The organism is Saccharopolyspora endophytica (assembly GCF_018070075.1).
GTDB classification, from domain to species: Bacteria; Actinomycetota; Actinomycetes; order Mycobacteriales; family Pseudonocardiaceae; genus Saccharopolyspora; species Saccharopolyspora endophytica.
Map to the genome: position 1 here is coordinate 337151 of NZ_JAGPXE010000005.1, position 16995 is coordinate 354145.

The 16995-nt window shown below is 70.5% G+C and carries 18 protein-coding genes and 1 pseudogene; 12 read left to right on the forward strand and 7 right to left on the reverse strand.

Annotated features, from left to right (window positions below; genetic code table 11):
• Position 1: 1 nt before the first annotated feature.
• The 5 genes from dhaL to KBO27_RS15220 all read left to right on the forward strand — a co-directional run bounded on the left by dhaL (position 2) and on the right by KBO27_RS15220 (position 3574).
• A complete protein-coding gene (dhaL, locus tag KBO27_RS15200; protein WP_210970624.1) occupies positions 2–640 on the forward strand; it encodes a dihydroxyacetone kinase subunit DhaL in 639 nt (212 codons plus the stop codon).
• On the forward strand, positions 637–1326 hold the full coding sequence (gene dhaM / locus KBO27_RS15205) for a dihydroxyacetone kinase phosphoryl donor subunit DhaM (protein ID WP_210970625.1): 690 nt from the start codon (positions 637–639) through the stop codon (positions 1324–1326). Before dhaL ends, dhaM begins: the two co-directional genes overlap by 4 nt.
• A gap of 120 nt (positions 1327–1446) precedes the next feature.
• Positions 1447–2421, forward strand: coding sequence for a DUF3558 domain-containing protein (locus KBO27_RS15210; RefSeq protein WP_210970626.1), 975 nt, complete (start codon positions 1447–1449; stop codon positions 2419–2421).
• Between the two features lie 25 nt (positions 2422–2446).
• Positions 2447–2761: an Rv1322 family protein gene (locus KBO27_RS15215; RefSeq protein ID WP_210970627.1), complete on the forward strand. Its 315-nt coding sequence runs from the start codon at positions 2447–2449 to the stop codon at positions 2759–2761.
• 63 nt (positions 2762–2824) lie between these two features.
• Positions 2825–3574, forward strand: coding sequence for an alpha/beta hydrolase (locus tag KBO27_RS15220; RefSeq protein ID WP_210970628.1), 750 nt, complete (start codon positions 2825–2827; stop codon positions 3572–3574).
• Between the two features lie 33 nt (positions 3575–3607).
• On the opposite strand, the gene KBO27_RS15225 is transcribed toward KBO27_RS15220, so the two are convergent.
• On the reverse strand, positions 3608–4129 hold the full coding sequence (locus KBO27_RS15225) for a GNAT family N-acetyltransferase (RefSeq protein WP_210970629.1): 522 nt from the start codon (positions 4127–4129) through the stop codon (positions 3608–3610).
• Between the two features lie 141 nt (positions 4130–4270).
• Here KBO27_RS15225 and KBO27_RS15230 point away from each other — a divergent pair, with 141 nt between their 5' ends.
• Positions 4271–5089: an alpha/beta fold hydrolase gene (locus tag KBO27_RS15230; RefSeq protein WP_307870422.1), complete on the forward strand. Its 819-nt coding sequence runs from the start codon at positions 4271–4273 to the stop codon at positions 5087–5089.
• Positions 5090–5093: 4 nt separating this feature from the next.
• Here the strand turns inward: KBO27_RS15230 and KBO27_RS15235 are convergent, their stop codons facing one another.
• A complete protein-coding gene (locus KBO27_RS15235; RefSeq protein WP_210970631.1) occupies positions 5094–5261 on the reverse strand; it encodes a hypothetical protein in 168 nt (55 codons plus the stop codon).
• Between the two features lie 105 nt (positions 5262–5366).
• The gene (locus KBO27_RS15240) at positions 5367–6926 is read right to left on the reverse strand and encodes a coiled-coil domain-containing protein (RefSeq protein WP_210970632.1); all 1560 of its coding nucleotides are present in this window, start codon (positions 6924–6926) and stop codon (positions 5367–5369) included.
• Between the two features lie 176 nt (positions 6927–7102).
• Between KBO27_RS15240 and KBO27_RS15245 the strand changes: the two genes are divergently transcribed.
• The 3 genes and pseudogenes from KBO27_RS15245 to KBO27_RS15255 all read left to right on the forward strand — a co-directional run bounded on the left by KBO27_RS15245 (position 7103) and on the right by KBO27_RS15255 (position 10786).
• Positions 7103–7486 carry an SPW repeat domain-containing protein gene (locus KBO27_RS15245; protein WP_372448849.1) on the forward strand — a complete coding sequence of 128 codons (384 nt, stop codon included), beginning with the start codon at positions 7103–7105 and terminating at the stop codon, positions 7484–7486.
• A gap of 205 nt (positions 7487–7691) precedes the next feature.
• Positions 7692–8333, forward strand: a complete 642-nt coding sequence (locus KBO27_RS15250; RefSeq protein WP_210970633.1) for a TetR/AcrR family transcriptional regulator — start codon at positions 7692–7694, stop codon at positions 8331–8333.
• A 150-nt stretch (positions 8334–8483) separates the two neighbouring features.
• A pseudogene (locus KBO27_RS15255) lies at positions 8484–10786 on the forward strand (penicillin acylase family protein).
• A 102-nt stretch (positions 10787–10888) separates the two neighbouring features.
• Here the strand turns inward: KBO27_RS15255 and mce are convergent.
• Positions 10889–11338, reverse strand: a complete 450-nt coding sequence (gene mce, locus KBO27_RS15260) for a methylmalonyl-CoA epimerase (RefSeq protein WP_210970634.1) — start codon at positions 11336–11338, stop codon at positions 10889–10891.
• A 132-nt stretch (positions 11339–11470) separates the two neighbouring features.
• Here mce and KBO27_RS15265 point away from each other — a divergent pair, with 132 nt between their 5' ends.
• From KBO27_RS15265 to KBO27_RS15275, 3 genes are all read left to right on the forward strand, one after another.
• A complete protein-coding gene (locus KBO27_RS15265; protein WP_210970635.1) occupies positions 11471–12475 on the forward strand; it encodes a hypothetical protein in 1005 nt (334 codons plus the stop codon).
• Positions 12476–12698: 223 nt separating this feature from the next.
• Positions 12699–13886 carry an acetyl-CoA C-acetyltransferase gene (locus tag KBO27_RS15270; RefSeq protein WP_210970636.1) on the forward strand — a complete coding sequence of 396 codons (1188 nt, stop codon included), beginning with the start codon at positions 12699–12701 and terminating at the stop codon, positions 13884–13886.
• Positions 13887–13976: 90 nt separating this feature from the next.
• Entirely contained in the window at positions 13977–14708 is a 732-nt protein-coding gene (locus KBO27_RS15275) for a hypothetical protein (protein WP_210970637.1), read from the forward strand.
• Here KBO27_RS15275 and KBO27_RS15280 read toward each other — a convergent pair.
• The 3 genes from KBO27_RS15280 to KBO27_RS15290 form a co-directional block, all read right to left on the reverse strand.
• Positions 14681–16033: a DNA polymerase IV gene (locus KBO27_RS15280; RefSeq protein ID WP_210970638.1), complete on the reverse strand. Its 1353-nt coding sequence runs from the start codon at positions 16031–16033 to the stop codon at positions 14681–14683. The genes KBO27_RS15275 and KBO27_RS15280 overlap by 28 nt on opposite strands.
• Positions 16034–16197: 164 nt before the next feature.
• Positions 16198–16614, reverse strand: a complete 417-nt coding sequence (locus KBO27_RS15285) for a TipAS antibiotic-recognition domain-containing protein (RefSeq protein ID WP_210970639.1) — start codon at positions 16612–16614, stop codon at positions 16198–16200.
• 197 nt (positions 16615–16811) lie between these two features.
• Positions 16812–16988 carry a hypothetical protein gene (locus KBO27_RS15290; RefSeq protein ID WP_165944508.1) on the reverse strand — a complete coding sequence of 59 codons (177 nt, stop codon included), beginning with the start codon at positions 16986–16988 and terminating at the stop codon, positions 16812–16814.
• Positions 16989–16995: the final 7 nt, after the last annotated feature.

Consider the following 16995-nt stretch of genomic DNA (forward strand, 5'->3'; position numbering starts at 1 on the left):
AATGGGTTGCACCGCACAGGACATCATCGCCGCGCTCAAGGCGGGTGCCGCCGTGGTCGCCGAGCACCGCGACGAGCTGATCCAGCTGGACCGCGAGATCGGCGACGCCGACCACGGCGAGAACATGGACCGAGGGTTCCGCGCCGTCATCGCGAAGATCGAGACGTCGGAGCCCGAAACCCCGGCGGCCGCGCTGAAACTCGCCGCCACCGTGCTCATCTCCACGGTCGGTGGAGCATCGGGTCCCCTCTACGGCACGGCGTTCCTGCGCGCGGCGTCCGCGGTCGGCGACGAAGCGGAACTCGACGCGAGCGCCGTCGCGAAGGCCTTGCAGGCGGGCATGGAGGGTGTCGTCGCGCGCGGGCGCGCCGAGGTCGGCGACAAGACGATGATCGACGCCCTCTCGCCCGCGGTGGACGCGGCCAAGAACACCGCCGAATCCGGGGCCGACAGCGCCAAGGTGCTGGCCGCGGCCGCCGAAGCTGCGCACCAGGGCGCGCAGGCGACCGAACCGCTCGTCGCCCGCAAGGGCCGCGCTTCGTACCTGGGTGAGCGCAGCGCCGGACACATCGACCCGGGGGCGCGTTCCACCGCGCTGCTGTTGACCGCATTCGCCGAAGCCGCAGGAGCCCGAGCATGAGCGTCGGACTGGTCATCGTTTCGCACAGCTCCGGTCTCGCGGAGGGCGTCGTCGAACTCGCCGGGCAGATGGCGCCCGAGGTGCGCATCGTCCCGGCAGGTGGCCTGCCGGACGGTGCGATCGGCACCGACTTCGAGAAGGTCTCGGCCGCGCTGTCCGACGCCGACTCCGGTGCGGGCGCGATCGTGCTGTTCGACCTCGGCAGCGCGCAGATGGTCGCCGATCTCGCGGTGGAAACCCTCGGCGACCCCGACAGCGCTCTGGTCGTCGACGCCCCGCTCGTCGAGGGAGCCGTTGCCGCAGCCGTTTCGGCGCAAGGCGGCAACGACATGAAGACCGTGGCCCGAGCGGCCGAAAGCGCCCGCGGCAGCGCGGAAGCCCCCGCGGCGGAACCCGCCGCTGCTGCACCGGACTCCACCGACCAGGTCACCAGGGAACTGGAGCTGACCAACGACGTCGGCCTGCACGCCCGACCCGCGGCCCTGCTGTCCCGCAGCCTCACCGGTCTGCAGGCGACGGTCAAGGTCGCCCTGGGCGACAAGCAGGCCGACGCCTTCAGCGTCCTCGGCCTCATGGGATTGGGTGCGCGCAAGGGCGACCGGATCACCCTGCTGGCCAACGGTCCCGACGCCGTCCAGGCCGTCGAGCGCATCATCGACCTCGCCAACCGCGACTTCGACGAATAGGCACCGACCTGCGGAGGGGAACCTTCCTGCCACCGCTGGTGACAGGAAGGTTCCCCTCCGCTCAGGATCGGACGGTGTCGATGACTGCGTTGCAAGGTCATCGAGGGCTAGGCTGAGTTGATGTCGCCGCGTCGCCACCGAGGCATGCTGCTGCTCTTCGCGTGCTGGGTGCTGCTCGCCGGGTGCACCGCGCAGAATCCCGCTCCGACCGGCGAACCCCAGCAGGCCGACACGAGCGCGCGCACGATGCTCGGCGACATCCGCACCCTCGACCCGTGCACGCTGACGGATCCCGCCGCCCTGCAGCCCTACGGCGCGGTGTCGAACGCGGGCACGGTGTCGCTGGACTACTGCCTGCTGCACCTCAAGCCCGACGACGGCACGCTCATCCAGCTCGCGGTCGGCGAACTCGTCGGCCCCGAGGCCATCGAGCCGGGGGACCCGGTCGTGCAGCACGGGTCCCTGCACATCTCCCAGAGCGCTCCCGCTCCCGGGCACTGCACCCGCCGCGTTCAGTTCGGTGACGGTGTCTCGCTCCAGGTCAGCGCCGATCTGCTAAACGGTGATCCCGCCGCCGGGCTGTGCGGCATCGCCGACACCGGAGCGAAGGCCGCCGCCGACGCGGTTCAGCAGGGGCGCGCAGGGCACCGCGACTACCCGTCGAACTCGCTGGCGCTGCTCGACCCGTGCACCGTGCTGGACACCGCGGCGGTGAACCAGGTCCCGGGTTTGGAGGAGGCGCGGCCACGTCCCGGCATCGCCGGTCACCAGTGCGCCTGGGGAGAGCCGTCGGCCGATGCCCCGCGCGTGCAGTTGCAGCACACCGCGGGTGAACCGCCCGAGCTCCTGCACGGTGCCGCCGTGGAGGAACCGGTGGACGGGCGTCGCACCGTGCTCAGCGTCGTGGGCGGTGATCCGCAGGTTCCCCTGTGCTCGGCGGAGACCGCCCACATCCCCTTCGGTGCCGTCGCCGGACAGGTCGAGGTCGCCCAGCTCGTCGTCGCGCTGCCCGGCATGACGGGTACGGACGCGTGCGACTACGCCCGAGGACTTGCCCGATTGGCGTGGCCGAGCCTGCCGCCTGCGAATCCGTGAGCACCGAACCGGTTACCGTTGTCGAGTGCCTCGACGCAACCGACAGCAGCGCCCGAAGGGGCTCCGCGCGGACACCAGTCACCGCGGAGCCGGCACCGCCTACGGGGCTTCCCGCGTCGAGCAGGGACCGGACGGCGACTGGATGGTGCGCACCGTTCCTGCTGCTCAGGCCACCAAGGTCTACCGCTGCCCGGGTTGCGACCACGAGATCCAGACGGGCATCGCGCACGTCGTGGCCTGGCCCGAAGCCGAGCTCGGCGGTGTCGACGAGCGCAGGCACTGGCACACCGGCTGCTGGAAGGCACGCTCCCGTCGCGGCCCGACCCGCCGCTGGTCGTAGCGCGCGCCACTGCTGCGCGGGTCACCACGAGCAGGCCACCCCTTCGTGGCAGGATCGAGGTCGATGAGCACCGAGATCCGCGCCAACACGATGCTGCCCGCCCGCCGGGAGCAGATCACCCTGCACACCGCTGACGGGCTGGAACTGATCGGGGAGCTCGCGCTTCCAGAGTCGGGGCAGCCGCGGGCCACGCTGATCTGCCTGCACCCGCTGCCCACCCACGGCGGCATGATGGATTCGCACATCTACCGCAAGGCCGCGTTCCGGTTGCCGGCGCTGGCCGACATCGCGGTGCTGCGCTTCAACACCCGGGGCACCGCCAGCGAGGCGGGACGCAGCCAGGGCAGCTTCGACAACGGGGACTCCGAGCGCTTCGACGTCGCCGCGGCGCTCGAGTACGCCGAGTTCCACGACCTGCCCAACGTGTGGCTGGTCGGCTGGTCCTTCGGCACGGACCTGACCCTGGTGCACGGGCTGGACCCGCTGGTGGAGGGAGCGGTGCTGATCTCCCCGCCGCTGCGCTGGAGCACCGAGGACCACCTGCGCGCCTGGGGCGAATCGGGCAAAACCGTGCACGCCCTGATCCCCGAGTTCGACGACTACCTGCGCCCGCAGGAGGCCCGCGAGCGGTTCGCGCTCATCCCGCAGGCGAAGGTGACCGGCTTCGATGACACCAAGCACCTGTGGGTCGGCAAGGCGGAGGCGGCGCTGGACGCCATCGTGGAGACCATCGCCCCCGACGTCGCGACGCCGCTTCCCCGCACCTGGGACGGCCCGTCGGAGACCCGTCAGGTCACCATCGTCAACTCGTGACCCCGGCGGTGGGTGACAGGAAGGTTCCCATGCTCACGCCAGGGGAGCCGTAGACCGGTACAGGACCTCCGGGACGCCTTCGTGGACGCGTTCCAGCACCCGCTCGAAGCCGAGCTTCTCGGCGACCCGGACCGCTGGAGCGTTGTGCGCGGCGGTGGCGATGACGACGGGGTGGTCGGGGCGGTTGCGATGCGCCCACCGCATGGCGGCGTGCCCCATCTCCGACGCGTAGCCGTGGCCCCACGCGGCCGGGAGGAACCGGAAGTACAGGTTGAGGACGTTCTCGCCCTCGTCGACCGAGTGCCGGAGACCGCCGAACCCCAGGACCGTGCCGGTGTCGGCGGCCAGAACCGTCCAGTAGCCGACGCCGCGGGTGTCCCAGTCGAGTTGGAAGCGCTCCAGCAGCCGCAGCGACTCGTCCCGGTCGCGTCGGCCGAATCCGGACAGCGCGTGCGTCTCCGCGCTGGTGTGCACCTCGACGAAGGCTTCGGTGTCGGCGGGCAGCGGGCGACGCAGCAGCAGTCGCCGGGTTCGGATCTCCGAAGGGTCGGCCACCCCACGCACGCTATCGGGGGCCGCAGCGGTCCGGCAGCCGAATTTCCAGGTTCGCGTGCGCGGTGGTGACAGGAAGGTTCCCATGCCCGCACCCGGCCTGTTGCGTGCTGCGGGTGGGGCGGGTCCGGCAGGATGGTTCCCGTGCACTACATCGAATCCGGAGCAGGAACGCCCCTCGTGCTGCTGCACGCCTTCCCGGTGGATGCGCGCATGTGGAATCCGCTGCGCAGCCGGTTGGAGGAGCAGGCCCGGGTCATCACGCCCGATCAGCGCGGTTTGGGGGAGAGCTCCCTCGACGGGACCACGGCGCGGGGAATGATCGAACCAGCGGCGGCGCCGCTGACGGTCGATCGCCCCAGCGTCGACGTCGCCGCCGCCGACGTGCTGGAGCTGCTCGACCAGCTGGAGCTGCCGCGCGTGGTGCTGGGCGGTTGTTCGATGGGTGGCTACGTGGCCATGGCGGTGCTGCGGGCGGCGCCGCAGCGGGTCGCCGGCCTTCTGCTGGTGGACACCAAGGCTCCCGCCGACACCGATGAGCAGCGCACCAACCGGCTCAACGTCGCCTCCCGCGCCGAGAAGGAGGGCACCGGTGGCTGGCTCGCCGAGAACATGCTGCCGAACCTGCTGGGTTCGGCCACGCGCGAGAAGCGCCCGGAGGTTGTGGGGGACCTCCGGGCGCTGATCGAAGCACAACCCGCCGATGGTGTGGCGTGGGCTCAGCGGGCGATGGCGGCCAGACCCGACAGCGTCGAGGCGCTGCGCGCCTTCGACGGGCCCGCGATGGTCGCCGTCGGTGCCGAGGACACCATCACCCCGCCCGCAGCGGCCCGTGAGATGGCCGATGCGTTGCCACGCGGGGAGCTCGTCGAGCTGGCCGGTTCAGGGCATCTGCCGTCGTTGGAGGCGCCGGACGCCTTGGCCGACGCGGTGAGGCCCTGGTTGGCCGGCATCGACGTGTGAGCCGCTACCCGTCCTCGCCGGTGTCCTCGTCGGTGGTGCGTTTCGCGGTCTCCGGCTCGTGCTCGTCTCGCCGGAAACGCTCCGCGGTTTCGCTGGGCAGCACGAAGTACCTGCCCGAGTCGCGTTGACCGCGTGCGCGGGCGTTCTCCCTGCCTGGGTCGCTGTCCGCCATTGGATCGGTCCTCTCCTGGTGCGCCGGCTCGCGGCCGACCTCGTCAAAAGAGACACCTCTGCCCGTGAACGATGACGCGGAGGCTGCTGACCAGCGCCGATGCGATCAGCGTTGCTGGTTGGCGTCCACCCGGGCGGCGTTCTGCGGGCGCTGCTCGGACTGCTGCTCGCCGGGCACCGGGAGCTGGATCCGGCGGGTCGGCTCGTCCGTCGAGACCTGCTTGCGCTGGATCTTGTCCGTCGGCTCGTCCGCGGACTGCGAGCTGCCGCGTTCCTGCCCCGGCGTGCGCTTGGGCAGCCCCGAGCCGGTGACGGCCTGCTCGGCGGGCCGCGAGTTGTTCTTGTGGATCTCGCCGGTTTCGCGACCGTCGCGGGCGATGGCCTCCTCGGCGTCCTTGCGCGCCTGCTCGCGGGCCTCCACCGCGGCCTTGCGCAGCTTCTCCTCCTCGGCGTCCTCGAGGTCGAGGCGCTCCAGCAGCGGCGTGGTCTGGCCGAGCAGCTCAGCGGCGTCCCGCAGCTTCTTGGCGACGGTGTCGCGCAGCTCGGTGAGCGAGTGCACGTGCTCGTCGGCCTGGGCGAGCCGGCGCTGCACTTCCTCGGTGGTCGCCCCGAGCCTGCGCTGCGCGTCCGCGCGGGTGGCGGTGACCAGGCGCTTGGCCTCGCGGGTGGCGACGTCGATGCGGCGGGTGGCTTCTTCGGTGCACTCGCGGATCATCCGCTCGGACTTCTCGCCGGCCTCGTGGACGAGCCGTTCCGATTCCTGCTTGGCCTCCTGCAGTCGCCGCTGCGCGGCTTCCTTGCTGGACGCCTCGCGCGCGTTGGCGGTCTCGGTGGATTCGCGTTCGAGCTTCTCGGCGGCCGCGGTGGACTCGCGCTCGAGCTTCTCGGCCTTGGCCGTGGCGTCGCTGACCAGGGTGTTCGCCTGGTCGGTGGCTTCCTGGACGCGGCGGTGGGCCTCGTTGGTGCCCTCGCGCAGCCTGCGGTTGGCCTCTTCGGTGGCTTCCCGGACGCGGCGTTCGGCCTCGGACTTGCTGGTGGCCTCCTGCTCGGCGAGGGTCCGCATGGCCTCGGTGCGGCGGGCCGACATCGCGATCTCGAAGTCCTCTTCCACCTGGGTGCGGTGGGCTTCGGACTCCTCGTCGGCGCGCTTGCGGTTCTCCTCGGCTTCGCGGGTGATGCGCTCGGCCTCGGTCTTGGCGCCGTCCATCAGCGAGCGGTGCTCGGTTTCCATCTCGCTGCGCCGGTGGTCGACCTCGCTGATCAGCCGCTCGTAGCGGGTGCGCAGGTTGACGGCCTCGGCTTCGGAGCGCGAGCGGATCTGCGCGGCGTCGGCCTCCGCGCGGGAGCGGATGTCGGCTGCTTCGTCCTGGGCCAGCCGGAGCATGCGCTGCAGGCGCTCGCTGAGGCCTTCGAGGGTTGTCGGCGGCTTGGCCAGCCGGTCGACCTGGCCGCGCAGGCTCTCGATCTCAGAACGGGCCGACTCGAGCTGCTTGGACAGATCGGCGGCCTGCGACACCGCGGCATCGCGATCCGAGGTGAGGATGCGGATGTCGGCGTCGAGGCGCTCTAGGTGCTCGTCGACCTGGGCACGGTCGTAGCCGTTCTTACGAGCAAGATCGAATCCCGATCCCAGTGGCAGCAAATCGCGGTCGTCGGCAAGGCCCATGGCAACCAAGCTACCTGGAAGCGGACGTTGTTGTGGGAGGTGCGCCTGGGTCTCGGGAGGATTTTGCTCACCTCGGTGAAGTCTCTCTCGTGGCAACGCGAAACCCTGTCTTGACCGGCTGGCCAACCAAGGATGAAGATGAAGTGGTCAAGTCGGACATAACGGAGGTGATCGACGTGGCTGAACGGTCGAGCGCTTCGGCTTCGAAGCCGTGGATTCGCTGGCAGGACTGGGTCGGCGTGGTCTTGGGCGCCTACCTCATCCTCGGCACGATGTGGACGTCGACGAACGGCGGCGCGATGTCGGCGATGATCGTGCTGGGTGCGCTGCTGCTGATCGCGAGCGTGTGGTCGCTGGCGATGCCGGGATCGATGACCAGCGAGTACAGCCACATGCTGCTGGGCGTCCTGCTCTTCATCTCCCCGTGGGTCCTCGGCTACGCCGAGATGGTGGGCGCGGCGTGGACCTCGTGGATCGTCGGCGTGCTGGCGGTGGTCGTCGGTGCGGCGGCCTTGCCCGAAGCCAACGCGGCGCACCGCGGTGTGGCGGGGCAGCACTGATCCGGTCGAGCCGCTGGAGAGCCCGCACGCCGCGAACCTCCCGGGTGGGATGAGGAGGTCGCACTCCTCCCGCGACGTGTCCGATTGGTGCGGGTTCGACAGCGGCGATGACCAGGCAGTGCTCGGTTGCGACAATCGCGCGGCCCGGCGGTAACGTCCGGGCCGCGCTCTCAAGTGTTGGTCCCGCCAGGAGGAGGTCGGGCAGATGTCGAACGAGCTGGGCGAGAAGGCCCGTCGACGCCCGTCCACTTCGGATTCGGATGACGATCGCGGCAGCAGTGCCAGGGAGCGCATCCTGACCGCCGCCGGCGAGCTGTTCGCCGAGCACGGTTTCAACGCCACCCCGACGTCCCGGATCGCCGAACGCGCCGAGGTGCCCAAGGGGCTCATCCACTACTACTTCCGCCGCAAGCAGGACCTGCTGGCAGCGCTCGTGGAGCGGCTTCCCGAGGAGGAAGTGGAATCCGAGGGCCTGGTCGTGCGCGGCGACGTCGCGGGCAGCCTGCGACGCCTGGTGGGCGAACTCGACGCACGACTCGAATCGTCGATGCTGCTCAGCCACCTGCTGTGGCGGGAGGCCGACACCCACGACGCGGTGCGGCAGGCCATGCAGCAGCGGTTCGGCGTGGTCGTCGAGCAGATCCGCCGGGTCATCGAACTGGCCCTGCCGCCCGGCTTGGCGGGGTGTGACGTCGATGCGGCCGCGGTGCTGCTCGCCCGCGTGATCAACCACCGCCACTCCGTCGCCCGCCACCGCACCGAGGACGACGAGCTCGACCGCGAGATCGGCTTCATCGCCAGAGCGCTCGAACTGGGCGCCGGCTCGCGAGCCGTGAAACCCGCCTGAACGAACCCGGCCTTGTGGCTGCGGTGTTCGCCGCGCTAGAAACTCCCGCAGGCGATCACCGCGGAGGTTGGGGTGGGCATTGGGCGCGTTCGGTTATCCCGTCGGCAAGGGCTCCTCGCCACCGGTCTCGGCATCGCGGGAGCAGGTGCGATGACATCGGTCGTCGACGCCTCGCCGGACCCGGCGACCTATCCGGTCACCGGGCTCAGCGACGACGTCGAGCTGATCGAGGACCGCTACGGGGTCCCGCACCTCTACGCCGACAGCGAGGACGACCTGTTCCTCGCGCAGGGCTTCAACGCGGCCAGGGAACGTCTCTTCCAGATCGACCTGTGGCGGCGACGCGGGCTGGGCCTGCTCTCCGAGGTCCTCGGCCCCGACTACGTCGAGCAGGATCGCGCCACCCGGCTGTTCCTCTACCGAGGCGACATGGACGCCGAGTGGACGCGCTACGCCGACGACGCGCAGCACATCGCCACCCAGTTCGCCCACGGCATCAACGCCTACCTCGACTGGCTCGACGCCCACCCCGAACGCATGCCCGAGGAGTTCGGCATCCTCGGCTACCGGCCGGCCCGCTGGGACCCGGCCGACGTGGTGCGCATCCGCAGCCACGGCCTGACCCGCAACCTGGAGAGCGAGGTCGAGCGAGCGCGGGTCGTGTGCGCCGCGGGCGTGGAAGCCGACCTGATCCGCCAAGGGCTGCAACCCGACCACCGCACCGTCGTCCCGGACGGGTTCGACCCGTGCGCGCTTCCCGCCGACGTGCTCGAGGTCTTCGACCTGGCCACGCAGGACGTCGAGTTCAAGGAGAACTCCATCCGGCGCGTGCCGCGCGACGCGACCACCGAGGGCAGCAACAACTGGGTGGTGAGCGGGGAACGCACCGCGACCGGGCGTCCGCTGCTGGCCAACGACCCGCACCGCGCCTACTCGGCTCCCTCGCTGCGCTACATCGCGCACCTGTCCGCGCCCGGCCTGGACGTGATCGGAGCCGGTGAGCCCGCCCTGCCGGGGATCTCCATCGGGCACAACGGCACGGTCGCGTTCGGACTGACGATCTTCCCGATGGACCAGGAGGATCTCTACGTCTACCAACTCGACCCGGCTGATCCCAGCCGATACCGCTACGGCACCGGCTGGGAGGAGATGACGGTGCTGCGCGAAGAGGTCCCGGTGCGCGGTGAGGCCGGGCGAGAGGTGGAGCTGACCTTCACGCGGCACGGCCCGGTCATCCACGTCGACCGGAAGCGCAACCTCGCCTACGCGGTGCGCACCGCCTGGCTGGAGCCCGGGATGTCGCCCTACTTCGGCAGCATCGCCTACATGCGCGCCGAGAACTTCACCGAGTTCACCAAGGCCATGCGGAACTGGGGCGCCCCGACCGAGAACCAGGTCTACGCCGACGTGGAGGGCAACATCGGGTGGGTTCCCGGTGGCCTGGCGCCCAAGCGGGTCGGCTACGACGGGTTGCTCCCCGTGCCCGGTGACGGCCGGTACGAGTGGGACGGCTTCTACTCGGGGGACGATCTGCCGCGGGTGTTGAACCCGGACGAGGGCTTCATCGCCACGGCGAACCAGTTCAACCTCCCGCCCGAACACCAGCAGATGGGGCTCGGGTACGAGTGGACCAACCCGTTCCGGTACCAGCGGATCGTGGAAGTCCTCTCCCGGCAGCGCAAGCACACCATCCGTGACTCGGAGCTGCTGCAGACCGACCAGCTGTCGATCCCCGCTCGGCGGATCCAGCCGCTGCTGTCCCGGTTGGACAGCGGCGACGCCGACCTGCGGCGCGCGTTGCGGATGTTGCGCGACTGGGACGCCGTGCTGGGAGCGGATTCCAACGCGGCCGCGCTGTTCGAGGTGTGGTTGTCCAAGCACCTCGGTCCCGGATTCGCGCGCGCCGCGGTGCCCAGGGCGGCCGAGCACATCGACACCGTCGACAACCTGGTCATGATCACCGAGCTGGAGAACCCGGGTCGTTGGCTGCCGGACGCGGCGGCCCGCGACCGGCTGCTCCTGGACACCCTGCGCGCGGCCTACGCCCAGGTGCGACAGCTGCTCGGCCGAGGGGAATCGAGTTGGCGGTGGGACGGCTGCACCACAGCCTCTTCGAGCACCCGGCCTCCGATGCGCTCGACCCGGTCCAGCGCGCCCGTTTCGACGTCGGACCGTTCCCGCGCGGTGGTTCCTCGGCGACGGTGAACCAGTCGTCCTACCGCGTCAGCGACTTCCGCCAGACCAACGGCCCGTCGTTCCGGATGGTGCTCGACGTCGGCAACTGGGACTACTCGGTCGCGGTGAACACGCCGGGCCAGTCCGGGAACCCGTCCGACCCGCACTACCGGGACCTCGCGGAGAGCTGGCGGGACGGAACCTACTTCCCCCTGGCCTACAGCCGCGAAGCCGTCGAGGAGATCGCCGAACGCCGAATCCTGCTGGTGCCGGCCTGAACCTCCCGTAAGCGGCCGGGAGTGGGCGAAAGGTTCCCATGCGCTCAGCGGTCGTCGAGGTGACGAGCGGCGGGTCCACATCGGACTCGCCGCTCGGTCTCGTCAGTGGCCGTGAGGCGCGGGCTCGACCAGTTCGACCAGGACGCCGCCGGCGTCCTTGGGGTGCACGAAGTTGATGCGGCTGTCGGCGGTGCCGCGGCGGGGCTCGTCGTAGAGCAGGCGCAGTCCCTTGGCGCGCAGCGCCTCCATCGCGGCCTCGACATCGGTGACCCGGTAGGCGAGTTGCTGCAGGCCCGGGCCGTTCTTGTCGAGGAACTTGGCGATGGTGGAGTCCTCGCGCAGCGGTGCGAGCAGCTGGATCTGGGTGGCCCCGGTGGTGTCCCCGGGTGCGCGCAGCATCGCCTCGCGGACGCCCTGCTCCGCGTTCTCCTCGGAGTGGGCGACTTCCAGTCCGAAGGTGTCGCGCTGGAAGGCGATGGCCTCGTCGAGGTCGGGGACCGCGATGCCCACGTGATCGATTGCCGTGACCAGGTCTTTCAGTTCCGCTCGCATGGTCGCAGCGTAGTCGTCGCGGAAACCATGGGAAAAGCGGCGAAATCGGCGGCCCGGATTGCGCCAACAGGCGGAGTCGAGTGATCTGTCCCAGAGGCGAGCATGTGGCGAATTCACATGGAAGGGGCAGATATGGTCAAGACGCAACGAGCTCGCAGACTCGCCGTCGTCCTGGTCGCGTTCGGGATCGCCGCCGGCACGGCCACGCCCGTCGCGCTCGCCGCGGGCGGCGACGGAACCATCAGCGGCGGTGGCGGTCCCAACCCCAACGCCGAGAAGATGAGCCGGGATCGCGGCTGGGTGGTTCCCTTCGCCCCGCTGCACTTCGGTGCCGCACCCTACGAGGCAGTCGAGACCGCGGCCACCACCGCGGCCGGAGAGGCCGACTGCAGCATCAGCGCCACCGAGGCCACCTACCTGACGTTGTCCACGACCTGGCCCGAGGTGTCCCCGTCCGGCGCATCGCCGTCGCCGATGACGTTGTCCCGCTACGACGACCAGACCTCGCTCGCCGACCCCGAGCAGCGCGCCGAAGGCCTGTTCTTCAACCCCGGCGTCGGCATCTGGCAGCTCGACTCGGCCGGCCTCGGTGCGAAGGAGACGGCCGCCACCGCCATCGACAGCTCCACCGCCGCCGCGACGATGGCTCCCCACATGGTCGACGCGTACTGCTCGGCCATCAACGGCGGTTCGAGCAAATCCCAGGCCCGCGCGACCGCGTGGACCCCTTGGCACGCGTGCGACTCGGGCGCCTGCGAGGACGTCTACCAGCGGCTGGAGGCCGACGGAGTCACCAAGGACGCCGACGTCGACCGCTACGGCGGCGCCGAGAAGCGCACGTGCACCTTCGAAGGAGCCGAGTACGACTGCCTGTACGTCGACCCGAGCGCCGCGCAGGGCGAAGATGCCTGGACCGCCCCCGACTACGGCCCCGCGCCGGTTCCCGCCCCCTTCTACGCCTTCACCTACGAAGAAGGCGGCGTCGACTACGAGGTCCGGTACTGGCTGAAGGGCGACTCCGGTGCCTCCACCGACGTGTCCGCGTCCCGGGAACTGGGCGTGAACGCGCGCAGCGAGCTGTCGTGGGCCGAGGAATCGAGCCTCTGCGACACCACCACCGGCACCGGCAACTGCTGAAGCCGCTCGACCCCGGGCCGGTGTGAGCAAGGGAACCTCCCTGCCACCCCGGCCCGGTCGAAACCGCAGGACGGGGAACCTTCCGCTCACCGATCCGCGCTGGGTATGGCAGTCGTCACAGCCGGTGCTCGCGGCCTTCGCGGGTATGGTCCCGAGTGCCTTCGCGGGTGATGATGGGCTGCGAGGCCGATGACGTGGTGTCGACGATGACCGGGAGGCAGTCGTGGGTAGTTCTGTGATCGTTGCGGGCGCGCGAACCCCGATGGGGCGGTTGCTCGGTTCGCTCAAGGACTTCTCCGGTGCGCAGCTCGGGGGAGTCGCCATCAAGGCCGCGCTGGAGCGCGCCGGTGTCGCACCCGACCAGGTGCAGTACACGATCATGGGCCAGGTGCTGACCGCCGGAGCCGGGCAGATCCCGGCCCGCCAGGCCGCTGTGGCCGCCGGCATCCCGATGGACGTGCCCGCGCTGACCATCAACAAGGTCTGCCTGTCCGGGCTCGACGCGATCGCGCTGGCCGATCAGCTCGTCCGAGCAGGTGAGTTCGACATCGTCGTGGCCGGTGGCCAGGAGTCGATGACCCAGGCGCCGCACCTGCTCACGGGCTCGCGCGAGGGCTTCAAGTACGGCGACGTCACCATGCTCGACCACATGGCCCACGACGGGCTGTTCTGCGCGTTCGACCAGGTCGCGATGGGTGTCTCGACGGAGAAGTGCAACTCCCGCTACGGCATCACCCGCGAGGAGCAGGACGCGTTCGCCGCTCGTTCTCACCAGCGCGCCGCCGCCGCGATCGACTCCGGCGCGTTCGCCGAGGAGATCGCTCCGGTGGAGATCCCGCAGCGCAAGGGCGACCCGGTGGTGTTCGACACCGACGAGGGCGTGCGCGCGGCGACGACCACCGAGACGCTGGGCAAGCTGCGCCCGGCCTTCTCCGCCGACGGCACGATCACCGCGGGCTCGGCCTCGCAGATCTCCGACGGCGCCGCCGCGGTCGTGGTGATGAGCAAGGCCAAGGCCGAAGAGCTGGGCCTGGACTACCTGGCCGAGATCGGCGCGCACGGCGTGGTCGCCGGGCCGGACGCGAGCCTGCACGAGCAGCCCTCGAACGCGATCAAGAAGGCGTGCGAGAAGGCCGGAGCGGATGCCGCCGGGCTCGACCTGGTGGAGATCAACGAGGCCTTCGCCGCGGTCGGCATCGTCTCCACCCGCCAGCTGGGCATCGACGAGGAGAAGGTCAACGTCAACGGTGGCGCCATCGCGCTGGGCCACCCGATCGGCATGTCCGGTGCCCGCCTCGCGCTGCACCTCGCCCTGGAGCTCAAGCGCCGCGGCGGCGGCACCGGCGCGGCAGCGCTGTGCGGCGGCGGCGGGCAGGGCGACGCCCTGCTGCTCACGGTCCCCTCGGCCTGATCAGGGCATCCCTGGCAAATCCCCGAGGGGCACCCGGGGATTTGCCCACCTGCATGATCATCTGTCTGGTTCGTGGCTACCCTGGACCGCATGAAGTGGCTTCCAGGGGGATGGCAACGAGCTGACTGGAGCGAGCCGACGCGCACGATCCCGCGCGGCACCGCTCGATACACCTCGGGGCGCCAGGCGGCGGAGCCTCATCCGCCGCCGGCCGGGGCGCCCGCGCCCACGATGCTGGGTGCTGACGCCCACGACATCGACGTCAGCTCCGCGAGCTTCCGCTCGCTGCTGATCGGTGGCGGGATCAGCGGCCTGGGCACCGTGCTGATCGCGGCGACGCTGGTCAACAACGGCAGCACCGCGGGCATGTGGTTCTGGCAGCTGGTCTTCGGCGTGGCGTTCCTGTGGTTCGTGATGGGTTCGCGCGGGATGCTGCGCGGCCGCGGGTTCCTGATCGACCGCAGCGGTTTCTACGCGCGCACCATGGGCGAGGTCGTCGGAGTCGACTGGCGCGAGATCAAGGCGGTCGGCATCGGCGCCCTGCCGTGGATCGAGAACAAGCGGCCGGTGAACCCGGAACGCCGCCGCGCGCTGGAGATCTACCCCGCAGACGCGGGTTTCATGGACCGGCATCCCGAGCTGGAGCGCTGGCTGGTGGAGGAGCCGCCGACCGTCCAGGGCCTGCCGCCGGACCGCTACCGGTTCCACCTGCCGCCGTTCAGCCGGCTGCCGAAGGACCTGGAGGCCGCGGTCAAGGAGATCGCGCCGCAGAAGTGGGTGGGGCAGTACCGGCGTCACCTGCCGCGCCCGCCGCAGGGCTGATCGGCTTCGAGACCCAGGCTGTCGAGCGGGTCGCCGGCGCTGAGCTGCGGATCGTCGACCGCGAAGGTCCGCGCCACGCCCCGGCCCGTCGCGGCCGTCTCGAACCGGACGGTGACCCGGCCGTGCCCGGCGCCCTGCACCCAGCCGTGCCCGTGCTCGCCGTGCAGGACGTCGTCGCCCGCCCGCCACTGGCGTGACGACGGCTGCGCGGCCTCGGCCGGTTCGGGTGCCTCCGCCTCGGGTTCCGGGTTCTCCTCCGGATCGGCGGGGTGGTCGAACAGCGACTCCTGCTCGGAGTTGGCCAGTCCCGAGTAGGACACGCCGACCAGGCGCACCGGTGTTCCCGGCGGCACGGCGATCGGCAGGAGGCGGCGTGCCGCTGCCGCCAGGGTGTGCAGTTCGCTGGTGGCCGAGGCGAACGTCTCGGCCCGGCTGATCGTGGTGAAGTCCGAGTCGCGGACCTTGAGCGTCACGGTCCGCGCGGCGCGACCCGAGGACACCAGCCGCCGGTGGGCGTTCTCGGCCTGGCCCACCACCTCGGTCAGCAGCGTCGCTCGGTCGGTGATGTCGTGGTCGAAGGTCGTCTCCGCGCTGACCTGCTTGGCTTCGGCGCGCTCGGCGACGGGGTGGTCGTCGATGCCCTGCGCGAGCCGGTGCAGCTCGGCGCCGATCGCCTGGCCGAGCAGGGACGTCACGTCCTGCGGGTGCAGCGCGGCGAGCTCGCCGATCGTGCTGACCCCGATGCGGTGCAGCTTGGACTCGGTGACCGGCCCGATGCCCCACATCTTGCGCACCGGGAGCGCCCACAGCAGTTCCAGCTGCTCCTCGGGCGGCACGACCAGCATCCCGTCCGGTTTCGCCAGCCCCGACGCGATCTTCGCGAGCTGCTTGCCCGGTCCTGCGCCGATGGAGGCCACCACCCCGACTTCGCGCAGCACGCGAGCTCGCAGCGCGCCGGCGAACTCCTCGACGCGGTGAACGGGAGCACCGGCGAGCTCGGTGGGTTCCATGAACGCCTCGTCGACCGACACCTGCTGCACGACGTCGGAGACCTCGCGGACGATGCCCAGCACGTGCCGGCTGACCGCCTGGTAGACGCGGAAGCGCGGTGGCAGGACCACGGCCACCGGGCAGCGGCGGCGGGCTTCGGCCATCGGCATGGCCGATTTCGCCCCGTACTCGCGGGCTTCGTAGCTCGCCCCGGCGACGGTGCCGCGCGGCCCGAGCCCGCCGACCAGCACCGGGCGTCCCCTCACGGTGGGGCGGGTGAGCTGTTCCACGGACGCGAAGAACGCGTCCATGTCCATGTGCAGCACCCACCTCATGGGACTCATTGAACTCGAACGGGCCGACAGGGGCGCGGAAGGCGCGGTTGTGAGCGCCGTCTCCGTTGCGGTCGGTCCGGTGGGTGAGGTGAAGGTCGTCCTTCGGTCACCTCGCCCGGCGCGGACCGGTGCGAGGGAACCTTCCTGTCACTCCCGGGCGGAGTTCAGCGCAGGCGGGACCAGGCGTAGGTGGTCATGGCGTCGCGGAGGTAGGAGGCCATGCCCTTGGGCTTGCGCCGCTCGATGCGGTGCCGGAACTTCGGCTGGTTGACGTACATCTCGGCCAGCCGCAGGTAGGAGGCGCGGTCGGGCGTCCAGAAATGGCCGAGCCACTGGTAGTGCTCGTGAACGATCTGCTGGGTCCGGGGATCGTTGCTGGGAACACCGGTGGCGAACAGCTCGGCGACGGTGGAGCTGATGCGCTGCCAGTCCTCGCCGATCTTGCGGGCCACGGCTTGCTTCTGCGCCGGGCTGAGGTTCCCGGCTCCTGAGGGGGTGAGGTTTCCGATCAGCGCGGTGCCGTCCTCGACGGCCTCGGTCTGTTCGAGAGCTGCGCTCCCGGACAGGTTGTTCGGCTGCACGGCATCCCCCTTGTTTCGATCACGCGCGCACAGCGCCTTCTGCCACGACCAACGGGCAGTGATGCATCAAGACTCTTTCGAGCGAATGCGTCAACTGCCCGTGGCACAGTAGCGGAGACGACCGGCTGCGGTGCGTGATCTACCGGATCCGCGACAACTCTGTGATTGCGCTGCGGATTCTGCCGGGGGAGGGGGCGTCACTCCGGCCGGTCTTCGTCCGGTTCTTCCTCCGCTGCGGTTGCGCGGGGAGCGAGGAACACCACGCCCCGGTCCAGGTCCAGCGGACCACCCGGGTCGTGGTCACGGGACACGCCGTCCTGGTCGCCCTCGTGCTTGAGCTTGCGACCGGGGAACATCTCACCGATTGCGGCCATGACCCCA